A 15,027-nucleotide genomic window follows, 5' to 3' on the forward strand; every position below is an offset into this window, starting at 1 on the left:
GCGGTTTCGACCAGGTCGGCGGCGCGACGGCGTATGCCGGCCGATCGAATACGGCCATCGCAGACGGCGGCGGCACTCGGGCCCCGGCAGTCGCCTCAGCCCGGCACGTCTCCCTGCCGGAACCCGGCGATCCACTCCGACGTGGCCCGCAGCCCGCCGAACGTGTAGAAGTGCACCTTCACCGCGCCGTGGCGGGCGGGGTCGTACTGCCGGGCCAGGGCGTGCAGGAAGCGGTCCGGGCCGGCCGTACCCATGAGGTTGGTCAGCGAGAAACCGTACTTGCGGGCCACGGAGGCGCCGGCGCCGACGCCGAAGCGGGTGGCGTAGCCGAGCAGCCGGCGTACGCCCGCCGGGCCGGGAACGCCGATGCGGACGGGCAGGTGGACGCCCCGCGCGCGGGCCGCCTCCAGCCAGGCCAGGACCGGGTCGACGTCGAAGCCGAACTGGGTGATGACGTCGCCGGAGAGCTGTCCGGCGCCGAGGGCCGCCGTCTTGTCGGTGAGCGCCGACCACAGCGCGCGGTCGGCTATCGCGGGGTGGCCCTCCGGGTAGCCGCTGATGCCGATGTGGCGGACGCCGTGGTGCTGGAGCAGCCCGGTGCGGATGAGTGCGAGGGCGTCCTCGTAGGGGCCCTCGGGGCGGGCCGGGTCGCCGCCGACCACGAACACGTTCTCTGCGGTGCCGTCCGCCTCCAGCCCGGCCAGGAACTCCTCCAGGTGGGCCCGGGAGGCCAGCCGCCGGGCGGAGATGTGCGGCACGGGGACGAAACCGAGCCGCTTGACCGCGCGGGCGGCGGCCAGCCGCATGTCGAGGTCCTCGCCCGCGAGGAAGGTGATGTTGATCCGGGTGCCCTGCGGGATGCCACCGGCCGCCTCCTCCAGCGCGGGCACGTCCTTGCCGGTCATCTCCAGGGAGAAGTCGTCCAGCAGTGCGGTGCCCACCGCGGGCGCGGCAGTGAGAGCGGGGGTCATCGTGCTCCTTGTGCGAGGGCGTGCGCGCTGGTGGCGCGCGGTTCGTGCGCTGGTGGGGCACCGTGCCGGGGGTGTGCGGCGGCGGGCCCGATCCCGGCCGATGATGCCACGCGGGCCGGGTCCGGCCCGGGCCAGGGGCGGGCAGTGTGTGCGCCCCCCTGGGCGGCGGCTGGAACAGGGAGCCGAATATGGACCTGTCGTTCGCGCCGTCTTTGGCCCTGGCAGGCGGACCACAGCCCCGGCAGGGTGGGAGACCCCGATCCGACCGGAGGTCTGTTTCACCATGCGATTCCGGCACGCGGACGCCGTCTGGTCCGCCTTCCCCGAACTCGCCGCCGGCGCTCTTCATGCCACCGGGGTCGGCGCCCCCGCCGACACCGGGCCGCGCGCCGCCGAGTACACCGCCCGCGCCCTGGCCCGGCTGGCCGGTGCCACGGAGGGCGAGTTCCCCGAGGTGCTGGCCTGGCGGCGGGCGTTCTCCCGGATGGGGCTCCGGCCGACGCAGTACCGGTGCGCGGCGGAGTCGCTGCTGCGGCGGCTGCGGAAGGAGGGCTCGCTGCCCCGCATTCATCCGCTCGTGGACCTGTGCAACGCGGTCTCGGCGGCGTACGCGGTCCCGGTGGCGGTCCTCGACGCCGACCGCATCACCGGCCCCCTGCTGGAGGTGCGGCACGCCCGCGGTGACGAGACGTACACGGCCTTCGGCGGCGGCGTCGAGCAGCCCGCGCCCGGCGAGGTGACCTTCGTGGACTCCGCCGGGCGGGCGCACGCCCGGCGCTGGACGCACCGGCAGAGCGGCCACTCGGCGGTCGGCGAGGACACCACCCGGATCCTCGTGGTGACGGAGGCCCTGCACGACGGCGGCGCGGACGTGGTGCCCGAGCTGCTGAAGACCCTCGCCGAGGAGCTGACGGCCCACTGGCCCGCCGACACGCGGTCGGCCGTCCTCACGCCGTCCACTGCGTACTTCGGCTTCGGCCGCTGACGGCACATGACAGCATGAGCGGGGTGAACGCGAGTGAACTCCCGTCCCGTGGCCCGGACTTCCCTTCTCGCGGCTCCGACTTCCTTCAGCTGGCGGTCGGTGAGGTGCCGGCCGGCGGGAAGGCCGAGTGGCTGGCCGGCCGGTTGCGCGCGGCGATAGCCGACGGTCGGTTGGGGGTGGGCGGGAGGCTGCCGCCCACCCGTGTCCTCGCCGCCGAGCTGCGCGTCTCGCGCGGGGTGGTCACCGAGGCGTACCGGCGGCTGGCCGAGGACGGTCAGGTGGCGGGGCGGCGGAGGGGCGGCACGGTCGTCGTGGCGGCGCCGTTCACGGCGTCGCCGGCCGCGCCCTGGGAGCCGGCGGCGGGCCCGAACCCGGCCACCACGGCCGGCGCACTCTTCAGCCCGGAACCCGGCCCGGAGATCTTCGACGCGCTGCGTGCCGCCCCCGCCGCCGTCGACTTCACTCCCGGCCGCCCCGATCTCGCCGTCTTCCCGCGGGCGGCCTGGCTGCGGGCGGAGCGGGGTGTCCTCGCCGAGCCGGCCGCCGAGAGCCTCGGCTACGGCGACCCGCGCGGCGCTCCCCGGCTGCGCCGGGCCGTCGCGGGCTGGCTGGCGCACAGCCGGGGTGTGCGGGTGGATCCGGACGAGGTGCTGATCGTCGCGGGTACGGCGCAGGCGCTGACCTTGCTGCACCCGGTGCTGCGGGCCGACGGTGTCGACGCGGTCGCCGTGGAGGATCCCGGCTCGCTCGGCGCCCGCCAGCACTTGCGCAACGGGGGGCTGGCCACCCCGCCGGTGCCGGTCGACGAGGACGGGGTGCGGGCGGACGCGCTGCGGGCGAGCGGCGCCCGCGCGGTGCTGCTCACTCCCGCGCACCAGTTCCCGACGGGCGTGGTGACGAGCGGCGGACGCCGGCGCGAACTGCTGGGCTGGGCGCGGGACGGCGGGCTGATCCTGGAGGACGACTACGACGCGGAGCACCGCTACGACCGCCCGCCGGTCCCGGCGCTGCGCGGGATGCTGGCCGACCGGGTGTGCTACATGGGCAGCGTGTCGAAGCTGCTCGCGCCCGCGCTGCGCATCGGCTGGCTGGTGCCGCCGCCCCGCTACCGGGCGGCGCTGGTCGAGGCGAAACGCTTCAACGACCTGGGCAACGCGGTGCTGCCGCAGCTGGTGCTGGCCCGGCTGATGGAGTCCGGTGAACTGGAGCGGCATCTGCGGCTGCTGCGCGGGCGCCATCGCAGACGGCGCGACGCGATGATCGCCGCCATCGCCGCGCACCTGCCGGGCGGGACCGTGCACGGCGCGGCGGCCGGTCTGCATCTGACGGTCACGTACGCCTCGGACGTCCCCGACACCGCGCTCGCCGCGGCGGCGCTCGCACGCGGTGTGAAGGTCCAACCCCTGTCGTGGCACCGCCGGTTGCCCGGCCCTCCCGGCCTCGTTCTCGGCTACGCGGCCACGGCGCCGGGGGTCATCGCCGAAGGGGTGGAGCTGCTCGGCGCGGCCCTGCGTGAACTGGCCTGACACTCCGGTCGTGCCGTTTGTCCGCTTATGGCAGGCTCGAACCATGACCACCCCGGCAAACACGACCGGTGCGGACGACGCCACGGTGTACTACGGAGACCTGGACAGCCCTCATGAGCTCCAGGTCTTCCTCGAACTGCGGGACCGGGCGAGCCGGCGGATGGCGGAGAATCTGCTGGGCACGTTCCGGCAGGCCGCCGACGAGGGCAGGTTCGTCGTCAAGTTCCATTTTGCGGCGCTGATCGACGACACGGTCGGCGGCAGCGGTTCGCAGCGCGGCCTGAGCGCGCTCGGCGCGGCGGGCGACGCGGGGCAGCGGCAGTTCATCGAGTACCTGGCGGTGCTCTTCGCCGAGCAGCCGTCCGCGCCCGGGTACGACCGCTTCGCCGACACGGCGGTGCTGCTGGATCTGGCGGGCCGGGTCGAGGGGCTGCGCTCTCCCGACTTCGACCGCAAGGTCTCGGGCGAGACGTATCTGACCTGGGCGGGAGAAGCGGTCGGCAGTTTCGACTCGTTCGGTGTCGTGGGAACCCCGGTCGTCTGGTACGACAAGGAGGTCGTCCCCGTCGTACAGATCGACGGCGGCCCGGCGATCACGCCCCAGGACTTCCTGGCCCAGCTCCCGCACTGAGCCCGCCCGCGTCAACCGCCGTGGTGCAGGCGGTCCAGCAGGGCGTAGGCGCGCCGTTCGGCGGCGGCGAGTTCGGCGGGGTCGATGCCGGCGGGCCACAGCTCACCGGCCGCCGCGTCGTCGGCGTCGCGCAGTTCCACCACCGCCAGCGCCAGCCGCACCTGGACGAGGGCGGGCGGCGGCCCGGCGGCAGGGTCCAGGGCGCGTTCGGCCCGGTCGGCGGCGGCCACGCAGGCGGCGAGGGCGCGGTCGACCCGTACGGCGGCCCGGTCGTGGACGACGAGCAGCGCGCACAGCAGGCCCGTGACGATGCCGACGACGCTGCCCAGCACCCGGTCGAGGACCAGTTCGCCGGCGGGTGCGGGCGCCGCCAGGTCGCTCAGCAGCAACGCCAGCGGGGTCAGGAAGACGACGCCGAGGCCGTAGTTGCGGGCCACCACGTATTCCAGCAGGAACTCCAGGGCCACGATCACCAGCGCGAGCGTCATGGGAGGCGGCTGCGTGGCCAGCACACCGAACGCGATGAGCAGCCCGAGGACCGTACCGAGCGTGCGCTGCACGGCCCGCTGGGCAGTGGTGCGCACGTTGACCGAGTGCAGGACGGCGGCGGCCGAGATCGCCGCCCAGTACCCGTGCTCCAGATGCAGCAGGAGGGCCAGCCCGCCCGCCACCCCCGTACCCAGGGTCATCCGCAGCGCGGGGACAGCCACGACGGCATGATGATGGGGCCCGCCCGGCCGCCCGAGGAGCAACTCCGTGGCCCTCAGCGCGACGAGGTCGCCCCTGGCCCCACCCGAACCCTCCGGCGGTCCGGTCCCGCCCGCACTCCCCGCCCCTCTCTCCGTCCCCCCGTCCGGTGTCCCCCGCGGCGGCGCCGCCGGGATGAACGCCAGCTCGCGGAGCACCGCGGGAGTTCGGCGGCGGCGTTCGGTGAGGAGGGTGGCCTGGCGGCGGAGGTGTGCGGCCGTCGTGGCCCGTTCGTCCGGGGGTCGTCGTGCGGAGCCGACCAGGAGGGTCCAGGACAGGTCGGTCAGGCGCAGGAAGACGGTGTCGCGGTCGGACTCGGCGCGCCTGCCCCGGGCCGGTGGCGGATGTCCGAGGCATCGGTACGCGTGCAGTACGGCGACGGTCGCCCCGTGCCGGGTCCGGTGCGGGGCGGCTCCCGCCGCCGACGTCTCCAGCAGGTCGGCGAGTCGGCGCAGGGCCGTGGCCACCGCCAGGCGCTGCGGCCGGTCGGGGTGGACGAAGCGGCCCAGGATCCCGAGCAGCCAGGCGCAGGCGGCGCCCGCCGCCGCGAGCGCCACGCCGGGGAGCACGTCGGCCCAGGTGGACGAGCCGTTGGCCGCCACCGCGAACGAGGACAGCAGCAGGACGACGCCGAGCCCGCCAAGCCGCGCGGTGTCGCAGACGTACTTCGCCGCGCCCGCCACCAGGGCCGTCGCCACGACCACCACGGCGGCGCCGGCCGTGCTCTGCCCCGGCCGGGCCGCCACCGCGAGCGCCGCGCCGCCGCCCACGCACGCGGTCATGGCCACGCCCGCCGCCGCGAGGACGCGGGCGCGGCGGGCGTAGGGCAGATTGCGGCCGAAGGTGGTGGTGAGGGATCCGAGCATGGCGTAGACCGCGAGGTCCGGCTGCCCGGCCGCCACCAGCGGTACGGCGACCAGCCCCATGGCCAGGGCCGCCCGCAGGGCGAACAGGACCGCTCCGTCCACGTCGTGCAGAGTCAGCGCGCCGCGCGGGGAGAGCGCCCGCCCCGCCCCGGCGACCGGATTCCGCCGCCCGTGCCGGGGCACGGAAGGGAAGGGTCGGCGCGGGTTCGGCATGTCTGGTGTATACCTCGCCCCTCTCCCGGACGCGCGGCGACGCGGGGCCCCGGGCCGCCCCGGAGGGCGTACTCCGACGGGCCGCCCGGCGCCGGCGGCACTACCGTGGTGGCGCATGAGCACCTGGTCGCTGCTGGAGGCGACGCCCCGCCTGGTGGGTTCGGTGGTTCTCGGCGCGGCGGTCGGCGCGGCCGTCGGCCTGACGGTCCAGGCCCCGCTGGGGGTGCTGGCCGGGATCGCGGCGACGGAGCTGGCCTTCGTCGTGTCGGGCTGGGTGGTGCTGTGGCCCATGGATGCGAAGGCCACTCAGGACAACGCAGGCCGGGAGGACTTCCGGCCCGGCGCCGAGGAACTCGCGGTCGTGAGCGCCGCCCTGTGCGGGCTGGTGACCATCGTGGTGCTGCTTCTGCTCGGCCGCTCCCGCACCGGCAACGCCGGCGCCGCGACCGCGCTGCTCGGGGTGTTCATGGCCTGGGCGGCCGTCCACCTGGTCTACGCAGCCCGTTACGCCTACGTGTACTACACCGACGGCGACGGGATCGACTTCAACTCCCAGGAGCCGCCCACGTACCGGGACTTCTTCTACTTCAGCTACAACCTCGGCATGACGTACCAGGTGTCCGACACGGACGTGTCGAGTACGACGATCCGCGCGATCGTGCTGCGGCACACCCTGCTGTCGTACGTCTTCGGGACCAGCATTCTCGCCACCGCCATCAACCTCGTCGTGAACCTCGTCAGCCGCTGACCCCGGTCTTTGCTCCGCTTGCGGAGCCGTCGGCATCGCGCTTGGGTTGAGAGGGGCTCATCACCGCACCAGGAGCGCACCATGTCGATGTCGTCGTTCGGTTTTGGCCCGTCGGATCCCTTCAGTGAACTGCTGAATCGATTCTTCGGCATGTCGCCCGCGTCCTCCCCGCCGGCGGTGCAGCGGGTGCCGATCGGACGGCTGCTCACCGAGTCCTCGCAGGAGCTGCTCAACCTGGCGGCCAGACGGGCGGTGGAGGACGGGACGTCCGATCTCGACACCGAGCACCTGCTGTGGGCGGCGACGAAGGTGGACCCCGCGCGTGCGCTCCTCGCCCAGGCGGGCGTCGACCCCGACACGCTCGCGGCCGAGATCGCCAAGATCCTTCCCCATGAGTCCGGCGAGCCGTCCGCGGAACCGGGGCTCACCCCGGCGGCCAAACGCACCCTCGCCACGGCGTACGCCCGTTCGCAGGCGACGGGGACGTCGTACATCGGCCCCGAACACATCCTCGGCGCCCTGCTGGACGACCCCGACTCCGGAGCCACCCGGTTCCTGCGCGCCGAGGGCGAGGACGTGCGGAAGCTGGCGGGGCTGACCGAGCAGGCGGCCCGCACGGAGGGGCAGCCGGCCAAGGAGAAGAAGCCCGCGACGACCCTGGACGAGTACGGCCGCGACCTCACCGACGAGGCCAGGGCCGGCAGGCTCGACCCGGTGGTCGGGCGGGCCGAGGAGATCGAGCAGACCATCGAGATCCTCTCGCGGCGTTCCAAGAACAACCCGGTGCTCATCGGCGAGCCGGGGGTCGGCAAGACCGCGATCGTGGAGGGGCTGGCGCAGCGCATCGTGGCCGACGAGGTCCCCGAGGCCCTGAAGGGCAAGCGGGTGGTCGCCCTCGACATGTCCGGGCTGGTGGCGGGGGCGCAGTACCGGGGGCAGTTCGAGGAACGGCTGAAGAAGGTCATCGAGGACGTACAGGCCGCGGGCGGCAACATCATCCTCTTCATCGACGAAGTGCACACGGTCGTCGGCGCCGGCGCCACCGGCGAGGGCTCGATGGACGCGGGGAACATCCTCAAACCCGCCCTGGCCCGCGGCGAGTTGCACGTGGTGGGCGCGACGACCATCGACGAGTACCGCAAGTACGTCGAGAAGGACGCCGCGCTCGAGCGGCGCTTCCAGCCGGTGATCGTTCCCGAGCCGACGGTCGAGGAGACGGTGCAGATCCTGGAGGGACTGCGCGACGCGTACGAGGCACACCACCAGGTCCGTTACACGGACGAGGCGTTGGCCGCCGCCGCGGAGCTGTCCGACCGCTATATCACCGACCGGTTCCTGCCCGACAAGGCGATCGACGTGATGGACCAGGCGGGCGCCCGGGTGCGGCTGCGCACCGCCGGCCGGTCCACCGAGGTCATCAGCCACGAGGACCGTATCGCCAAGCTGCGGCGGGAACAGGACCAGGCCGTCGCCGCCGAGGACTTCGAGAAGGCTGCGCAGCTCAAGCAGCAGATCGCCGAGGTGGAGGGCGAACGCGCGGGCATCGAGGAGCGGCGCGCGGGGGTCGTGTCCGTCACCGCCCACGACATTGCCGACGTCGTCTCGCGGCGCACGGGGATCCCGGTCTCCCAGCTCACCGCCAGCGAGAAGGAGAAGCTGCTGAAGCTGGAGGAGCAGATGCACGCCCGGATCGTCGGCCAGGAGGAGGCGGTCACCGCCGTCTCGCAGGCCGTGCGGCGCAGCCGGGCGGGCATGGGCGACCCGAACCGTCCCGTGGGCTCCTTCCTCTTCCTCGGTCCCACCGGCGTCGGCAAGACCGAACTCGCCAAGACCCTCGCCGAGTTGCTGTTCGGCGAAGAGGACCGCATGATCCGCTTCGACATGAGCGAGTTCCAGGAGAAGCACACGGTCGCCCGGCTCGTCGGTGCCCCTCCCGGATACGTCGGCTATGAGGAGGCGGGCCAGCTCACCGAGAAGGTGCGCCGGCAGCCGTACAGCGTGGTCCTGTTCGACGAGGTGGAGAAGGCGCACCCCGACGTCTTCAACACGCTGCTCCAGATCCTGGACGACGGCCGCCTCACGGACGCCCAGGGCCGCACCGTCGACTTCCGGCACTGCGTCATCATCATGACGTCCAACATCGGCGCCCATCGCATCCTCGACCACAAGGGCGATGTGTCCGAGCTCAAGGACGTGTTGATGGACGACCTGCGCACGCTGTTCCGGCCGGAGTTCCTCAACCGCATCGACGACATCATCATCTTCCACGGCCTCACCGAGTCCGACCTGGCGGAGATCGTGGACCATCTGCTGGACCAGAGCAAGCGCCGGGTGCACGCTCAGGGCATGCGGCTGGAGGTCACGGAGGCCGCCAAGAAGCTGCTCATCGCCCACGGCCACCAGCCGGAGTTCGGCGCTCGCCCGCTGCGCCGCACGATCCAGGCCGAACTCGACAACCGCATCGCCTCGTTGCTGCTCAGCGGTGAGGCGGAGCCCGGGGACACGATCGTCGCCGACATCGTGAAGGACTCGCTGCACTGCACGGTCCGCAAGCCGGACGCCGACGAGGGCTGAACGGGCCGGAGGCTCAGGGCGTACCGCCCAGGGACACCACCACCACGGTCGCCGGTCCGTGGGGCGCGACGTACCGCACCGAGTCGCCGGCCCGGCGGCCGAGGAGGGCGCGCCCGAGCGGGCTGTCGGCGGTGACGAGGGTCTGGTCCAGTACGGCGGCCGTCCCGCCGATCTGGACGGTGTCCTCGGTGCCGTCCGCGAAGCGCAGGGTGACCGTGGTGCCGAGCCCGACCACGTCGCTGGAGGGCGGGCCCGCGTCGGCCGCCTGCCGCAGCCGGGTGCGGATCTCCTCGATACGGTCGTCGAGGCGGTTCAGCTCGGCGGCGCGCTGCAGTTCGTCGGCGCTGTCGGCGAGCGTGCCGACGGTGTCGTCGCTGTCCCGCAGGGTTGCCGCGACCGTCTCGCGTTCGACGTGCAGGTCGGCCAGTTCCTTTTCGAGTGCCCGACGAGCAGCCTCGCTGATCGGCTCGGGTTGGCTGGTCATGCGTACTCCTGAAACGATCGCAGGAACTACCGTCACAGGAATTGTCGTATATAACCGACCCGTACGCCCTCGTGGACGGGCCGCGGGCCATCATGCGGATGAACCCGGGTGCGCCTGGCCGGACGACACCAAGGGCCTGCACCTGGACATGCGTGGGGGAGGTGTCACGTGGGTGGTTCGGCAACGCGGCTGGGGGTCCCCCCACGCCCTGGGCGTAGCCGCTCGGGCGGGAGTTTGACGACAGGCTCTCAGCCGGCCTGTCGGGCGAAGGTCTCGTACGCGGCGCTGTCGAAGAGGACGAAGCGCACCTCTTCGACCGCCGTCGGCGTGTTGCGTACCGTCTCCAGCGCGATCCGGGCCGCGTCCTCCATCGGCCACCGGTAGACGCCGGTGGAGATCGCCGGGAACGCGACCGTACGGGCGCCCAGTTCGTCGGCGACGCGCAGGGATTCGCGGTAGCAGGAGGCGAGCAGGCCGGAGCGGTCCTCGGAGGCGGAGTAGACCGGGCCCACCGTGTGGATCACCCAGCGGGCGTCCAGTTCGCCGGCCGTGGTGGCGACCGCCTGGCCGGTGGGCAGTCCCTTGCCGTACCGCGAGGCGCGCAGCCGCCGGCAGTCCTCCAGGATCGCGGGGCCGCCGCGCCGGTGGATGGCGCCGTCCACGCCGCCGCCGCCCAGCAGCGAGGAGTTGGCCGCGTTGACGATCGCGTCGGCGCTCTCCTGGGTGATGTCGCCCTGGACGAGCGTGATGGTGGTGCTCATGCCTGCCTCAGTCTCCTCCAGACCGCCTTGGCCGCGTTGTGCCCCGACATGCCGTGCACGCCGGGTCCCGGCGGGGTGGCCGAGGAGCAGATGAAGACGGCGGGGTGCGGGGTGTTGTAGGGGAACAGGGACAGTCTGGGGCGCAGCAGGAGCTGGAGTCCGGACGCCGCGCCGCAGGCGATGTCGCCGCCCACGTAGTTGGCGTTGCGGGCGGCCAACTCCGGTGGTCCGGCGACGGCGCGGGCCAGGACGCGGTCGCGGAAACCGGGCGCGAAGCGCTCCAGCTGGCGCTCCATCGCGTCCGTGAGGTCGCCCTGCCAGCCGCCCGGCACATGGCCGTACGCCCAGAAGACGTGCTTGCCCTCGGGGGCGCGGGTGGGATCGGCGACGCTGGGCTGCACGGTGATCAGGAACGGCCGGTCGGGGGCGCGGCCCTCGCGGGAGGCGGCACGCAGCGCGGCGTCGATCTCGGCCCGGCCGGCACCGATGTGCACGGTGCCGGCGACGCGGGCCTCGGGGGCGGTCCAGGGAACCGGCCCGTCCAGCGCGTAGTCGATCTTGAAGACGCTGGGCCCGTAGCGGTAGTTCGCGTAGTGGCTGCCGAAGCCCGCGATGCGGGCGAGCGCGGTGGGTGAGGTGTCGAAGACGTACGCCCGCGCGGGCGGCAGGTCGTCGAGCCGCTTGATCTCGTAGTCGGTGTGCACGGCGCCGCCGAGGTCCTTGAGGTAGGCGGCGAGGGCGTCGGAGATCGACTGGGAGCCGCCGCGGGCCACGGGCCAGCCGCGGGCGTGCGCGGCCAGGGCGAAGACCAGCCCGACCGCGCCGGTGGCGAGGCCGTCCAGCGGGGCGATCACATGGGCGACGAGGCCGGCGAAGAGGGTCTTGAAGCGCTCGTCGCGGAAGCGGTGCATCAGCCAGCTGGACGGCGGCAGCCCGGCCAGGCCGAAGCGGGCCAGGGTGACCGGGTCGCGCGGCAGCGCGGTGAGCGGCAGGGACATGAAGTCCCGGGCGAGGGTGTCCCACTTGGGGAGGAACGGCTCGACCAGCCTGCGGTACGTGCCCGCGTCCCGCGGGCCGAAGGAGGCGGCCGTCTGGGCGACGGACCGGGCCAGCACGGCCGCGGTTCCGTCGAGGAAGGGGTGCGCCATCGGCAGCTCGGCGTGCAGCCATTCCAGGCCGTAGCGCTCCAGGGGCAGCGCGCGGAACGCGGGTGAGTTGATGCCGAGGGGGTGGGCGGCCGAGCACGGGTCGTGCCGGAAGCCGGGGAGGGTCAGCTCCTCGGTGCGGGCGCCGCCGCCGACCGTGGACTGCGCCTCGAACAGGGCGACGGAGCAGCCGCGACGGGCCAGCTCCACGGCAGCGGTCAGTCCGTTCGGTCCCGCACCCACCACAACCGCATCGAGCATCGACGGCACCTTCGGACCCCCTCGTCAGCCGATGGCCACTCGGGTTCAGGATATGCCGGGGCACTGACAATCCCCGGGACCGGGGGCCGACCGGGGGGCGCGAGGAGCGGGCCGGGGCTCAGGCCCCGGTGCGCAGCAGCTCGGCCACCCGGCGGGCAGTGGCGGCGTCGCGGGCGGCGGTGAACGGCAGTGCGTTGCCGCCCGTCACCCGGAACGGCTCACCCGTGCCGGTGAGGTGGACGCCGCCCGCCTCCTCGACGAGCAGCAGCCCGGCCGCGTGGTCCCAGGCGGCCTCCCAGGAGAACGCCACGGCGTCCAACTCGCCCCGGGCGATGGCGAGATACTCCAGGCCGGCCGAGCCGCACGGACGCGGGGCGATCCCGTCGGTCCACAGGGCCTGCAGCGCGCGCTTCTCCTCGGCGGTGGTGAAGTCCGGGTGCGAGGTGGCTATGACGAGGTCCTTGCCGGGCGCGGGCGGCCCGGCGAACAGCCGCTCGCCGTCGAGGAAGGCGCCCTGGCCGCGCACGGCCGTGGCGAGCTGGTCACGCGCCGGGACGTAGGTCCAGGAAGCGAGCAGGACACCCCGCCGGGCCAACGCGACGAGGGTGCAGAAACCCTCCTCGCCGTGCACGAACTGCCGGGTGCCGTCGACCGGGTCGATGATCCACACCGGGGCGTCGCCCTGGAGCGCCTCGTACGTCTGCGGGTTCGCGTGCACGGCCTCCTCGCCGACCACCACCGAGCCGGGCAGCAGGGTGCCGAGGACCTCGGTGAGCCGCCGCTCGGCGAGGCGGTCGGCGTCCGTCACCAGGTCGTGCGGTCCGCTCTTCTGGTCGACCTCGTGCGCGGCCAGGCGGCGGAAGCGGGGCAGGATCTCGGCCGCGGCGGCCTCGCGGACCGCCTCCTCCACGTCGGCCGAGTGACGTGCGAGAAACTCGTCGATGGTTTCCGTCATTGCTTCGATCATGCCCCCCATAAGACCACGCGCCTCTGACAATCCCCTCCTGTGGGGTGTACACCAGGTGGAATCGGGATGAAGAACGGGGGCCGGGCGCGGCGCAGGGCTACGAGGTCAGCGGCCCACCGCGTATCCCTGCATCCCGCGCGGGTTCGCCGCGGCCGACAGCAGGCCCGTCTCCGGGTCCCGGGCCACCGCGCACAGGCGCCCCTCCGACCAGGCCGGAGCGACGGTGACGTCATGGCCGCGCCGCCGCAGCTCCCCGACCACCGCCGCCGGCATCCGGGACTCCACGGTCACGCTGCCGGGACGGTGCCCGCGCGGATGGAAGGAGCTGGGAAATGCGTCGTTGTGCCAGTTCGGGGCGTCGATGGCGCCCTGGAGGTCGAGGCCGCCGCGGACGGGGGCGCGCAGCGCGGCGGCGAGGAAGAAGTGCAGCTGCCACTGGTCCTGCTGATCGCCGCCGGGCGTGCCGAACGCCATGACCGGTACGCCGTCGCGCACCGCGAGGGACGGGGTGAGGGTGGTGCGGGGGCGGCGGCCGGGCGTGAGGGAGTTCGGCAGGCCCTCCTCCAGCCAGGCCATCTGCAGCCGGGTGCCGAGCGGGAAGCCCAGTTCGGGCACGACCGGGTTGGACTGGAGCCAGCCGCCGCTGGGAGTGGCGGCGATCATGTTGCCCCAGCGGTCGGCCACGTCGAGGTGGCAGGTGTCGCCGCGGGTGCTGCCGTCGGCGGCCACGTACACCTCGTCGGACGCCCCCCTGACGGTTGGCTCCCCCACCCCCATGGAGTTGAGGCCGGGCTCGTACGGCATGCCCGTGCGCGCGTGGGCCTGCGCGGGCAGCCGTGGGGCGCGTCCGACGGGGCTGCCGGGGCGCAGGTCGTAGGAGGCTCTGGCGCCGACGAGCGCCCGCCGCCCGGCGTTGTAGCCGCCCGACAGCAGCTCGGCCAGGGGCACCTCGGCGGCGTCGCCGTACCAGGCCTCGCGGTCCGCCATGGCGAGCTTGCAGCCCTCGATCAGCAGGTGGACGTAGTCGGCGCAGCCGTATGCGGGCAGCTCGGGCGGGAGCAGGGCGAGCTGCTGGAGGAAGGCTGGGCCCTGGCTCCAGGGGCCGGCCTTGCACACGGTCCAGCCGTTCCAGTCGTACGTCACCGGTGTCTCGTAGGCCGCCGACCAGAGCGCGAGGTCGGCCTCGGTGAGCGTGCCGGTGTGCCGTTCGCCGCTGGTGTCCAGGGTGGGCCGCCGGGACTGCCGGACCAGGGCCTCGGCGATGAACCCGGAGCGCCACACCGCACGCGCGGCGTCGATCCGGGCCTCGCGGCCGCCCGCGCGGGCGGTCTCGGCGAGCAGCCGCTTCCAGGTGGCGGCGAGGGCGGGATTGCGCAGCAGCGCACCGGGCCGTGGCGCCTTCCCGCCGGGCAGGTACACCTCGGCGGACGAGGTCCATTCGGTCTCGAACAGCTCGCGCACGCTCTCCACGGTCGCGCCGACGTTCTCCACGGGCGCGTGCCCGTGTTCGGCGTATCCGATGGCGTACTTGAGGACGTCGTCCAGGGTCTTCGTCCCGTGGTCGCGCAGGAGCAGCAGCCAGGCGTCGAAGGCACCGGGCACGGCGGCGGCGAGGGGTCCCGTACCGGGTACGAGATCCAGACCGAGTCCCCTGTAGTGCGCGATCGTGGCGCCCGCCGGGGCCACGCCCTGTCCGCACAGCACGAGCACCTCACCGCCCGCCGGGGCGAGCAGGATCGGGACCTCGCCGGCCGGGCCGTTGAGGTGCGGCTCCACCACATGCAGCACGAACGCACCGGCCACGGCGGCGTCGAAGGCGTTGCCGCCGTCCTCCAGGACGGCCATCGCCGACTGGGAGGCCAGCCAGTGCGTGGAGGAGACCATGCCGAAGGTGCCCTGGAGCGTGGGCCGGGTGGTGAACAAGGTGCCCTCCTTTGCTCGACGGCCTCCCGACGGCCTGATCGGTCGCGGGAGTTCCGCCTGATCAGCTGCGACACTTTGCGATCGTACGGACGCGGCCCGCGCCCGGGAACACCGCGCGGCGGGATCTGCGCGTGCCGCGGCGCGGTCGAGCAAAGGGTCCACGGCGGGTTCAGCAAAGGGTCAAGAGATGGCCAGTCCCCGGCCAAGCAAGCGTATGAGTTCCGC

General features: G+C 73.5%; 12 protein-coding genes. 5 read left to right on the top strand and 7 right to left on the bottom strand.

The genetic code is table 11. The features are described from left to right. Positions 1-95: 95 nt before the first annotated feature. Positions 96-971 (bottom strand): methylenetetrahydrofolate reductase, encoded by an 876-nt coding sequence (locus tag ACWD3E_RS16420; protein WP_451388232.1) that lies wholly within the window; start codon positions 969-971, stop codon positions 96-98. Between the two features lie 283 nt (positions 972-1,254). On the opposite strand from ACWD3E_RS16420, the gene ACWD3E_RS16425 reads away from it, so the two are divergent. From ACWD3E_RS16425 to ACWD3E_RS16435, 3 genes are read left to right on the top strand one after another with little or no spacing between them, the layout of a single operon-like run. Next, positions 1,255-1,956, top strand: coding sequence for a B3/B4 domain-containing protein (locus ACWD3E_RS16425; protein ID WP_451388233.1), 702 nt, complete (start codon positions 1,255-1,257; stop codon positions 1,954-1,956). A 14-nt stretch (positions 1,957-1,970) separates the two neighbouring features. Then, entirely contained in the window at positions 1,971-3,482 is a 1,512-nt protein-coding gene (gene pdxR, locus ACWD3E_RS16430; RefSeq protein WP_451388234.1) for a MocR-like pyridoxine biosynthesis transcription factor PdxR, read from the top strand. A 43-nt stretch (positions 3,483-3,525) separates the two neighbouring features. Beyond that, a complete protein-coding gene (locus ACWD3E_RS16435; RefSeq protein ID WP_451388235.1) occupies positions 3,526-4,113 on the top strand; it encodes a thioredoxin domain-containing protein in 588 nt (195 codons plus the stop codon). An 11-nt stretch (positions 4,114-4,124) separates the two neighbouring features. On the opposite strand, the gene ACWD3E_RS16440 is transcribed toward ACWD3E_RS16435, so the two are convergent. After that, positions 4,125-5,939, bottom strand: coding sequence for an FUSC family protein (locus ACWD3E_RS16440; protein WP_451388236.1), 1,815 nt, complete (start codon positions 5,937-5,939; stop codon positions 4,125-4,127). 115 nt (positions 5,940-6,054) lie between these two features. On the opposite strand from ACWD3E_RS16440, the gene ACWD3E_RS16445 reads away from it, so the two are divergent. Both ACWD3E_RS16445 and ACWD3E_RS16450 read left to right on the top strand, forming a co-directional pair. Next, positions 6,055-6,687: a DUF1345 domain-containing protein gene (locus ACWD3E_RS16445; protein WP_451388237.1), complete on the top strand. Its 633-nt coding sequence runs from the start codon at positions 6,055-6,057 to the stop codon at positions 6,685-6,687. 81 nt (positions 6,688-6,768) lie between these two features. Further along, entirely contained in the window at positions 6,769-9,261 is a 2,493-nt protein-coding gene (locus tag ACWD3E_RS16450) for an ATP-dependent Clp protease ATP-binding subunit (protein WP_451388238.1), read from the top strand. A 13-nt stretch (positions 9,262-9,274) separates the two neighbouring features. Here the strand turns inward: ACWD3E_RS16450 and ACWD3E_RS16455 are convergent, their stop codons facing one another. The 5 genes from ACWD3E_RS16455 to ACWD3E_RS16475 form a co-directional block, all read right to left on the bottom strand. Further along, the gene (locus ACWD3E_RS16455; protein WP_451388239.1) at positions 9,275-9,745 is read right to left on the bottom strand and encodes a GreA/GreB family elongation factor; all 471 of its coding nucleotides are present in this window, start codon (positions 9,743-9,745) and stop codon (positions 9,275-9,277) included. Between the two features lie 248 nt (positions 9,746-9,993). Next, positions 9,994-10,506, bottom strand: coding sequence for an O-acetyl-ADP-ribose deacetylase (locus ACWD3E_RS16460; RefSeq protein ID WP_451388240.1), 513 nt, complete (start codon positions 10,504-10,506; stop codon positions 9,994-9,996). Next, entirely contained in the window at positions 10,503-11,912 is a 1,410-nt protein-coding gene (locus ACWD3E_RS16465; protein ID WP_451388241.1) for a phytoene desaturase family protein, read from the bottom strand. Before ACWD3E_RS16465 ends, ACWD3E_RS16460 begins: the two co-directional genes overlap by 4 nt. Positions 11,913-12,030: 118 nt before the next feature. Then, a complete protein-coding gene (locus tag ACWD3E_RS16470) occupies positions 12,031-12,879 on the bottom strand; it encodes an inositol monophosphatase family protein (protein ID WP_451388242.1) in 849 nt (282 codons plus the stop codon). Positions 12,880-12,984: 105 nt separating this feature from the next. Continuing rightward, positions 12,985-14,802, bottom strand: coding sequence for a gamma-glutamyltransferase family protein (locus ACWD3E_RS16475; protein ID WP_451388243.1), 1,818 nt, complete (start codon positions 14,800-14,802; stop codon positions 12,985-12,987). Positions 14,803-15,027 lie beyond the last annotated feature (225 nt).

This window comes from Streptomyces sp. NPDC002676 (assembly GCF_053592455.1).

Excerpts from the sequence above, each read along its gene's own strand:
- ACWD3E_RS16460 (WP_451388240.1), bottom strand. The coding sequence starts at position 10,506 with ATGAGCACCACCATCACGCTCGTCCAGGGCGACATCACCCAGGAGAGC.
- ACWD3E_RS16425 (WP_451388233.1), top strand. The coding sequence starts at position 1,255 with ATGCGATTCCGGCACGCGGACGCCGTCTGGTCCGCCTTCCCCGAACTC.
- ACWD3E_RS16465 (WP_451388241.1), bottom strand. The coding sequence starts at position 11,912 with ATGCTCGATGCGGTTGTGGTGGGTGCGGGACCGAACGGACTGACCGCT.
- ACWD3E_RS16445 (WP_451388237.1), top strand. The coding sequence starts at position 6,055 with ATGAGCACCTGGTCGCTGCTGGAGGCGACGCCCCGCCTGGTGGGTTCG.
- ACWD3E_RS16435 (WP_451388235.1), top strand. The coding sequence starts at position 3,526 with ATGACCACCCCGGCAAACACGACCGGTGCGGACGACGCCACGGTGTAC.
- pdxR (WP_451388234.1), top strand. The coding sequence starts at position 1,971 with ATGAGCGGGGTGAACGCGAGTGAACTCCCGTCCCGTGGCCCGGACTTC.
- ACWD3E_RS16455 (WP_451388239.1), bottom strand. The coding sequence starts at position 9,745 with ATGACCAGCCAACCCGAGCCGATCAGCGAGGCTGCTCGTCGGGCACTC.
- ACWD3E_RS16470 (WP_451388242.1), bottom strand. The coding sequence starts at position 12,879 with ATGATCGAAGCAATGACGGAAACCATCGACGAGTTTCTCGCACGTCAC.
- ACWD3E_RS16420 (WP_451388232.1), bottom strand. The coding sequence starts at position 971 with ATGACCCCCGCTCTCACTGCCGCGCCCGCGGTGGGCACCGCACTGCTG.
- ACWD3E_RS16440 (WP_451388236.1), bottom strand. The coding sequence starts at position 5,939 with ATGCCGAACCCGCGCCGACCCTTCCCTTCCGTGCCCCGGCACGGGCGG.
- ACWD3E_RS16450 (WP_451388238.1), top strand. The coding sequence starts at position 6,769 with ATGTCGATGTCGTCGTTCGGTTTTGGCCCGTCGGATCCCTTCAGTGAA.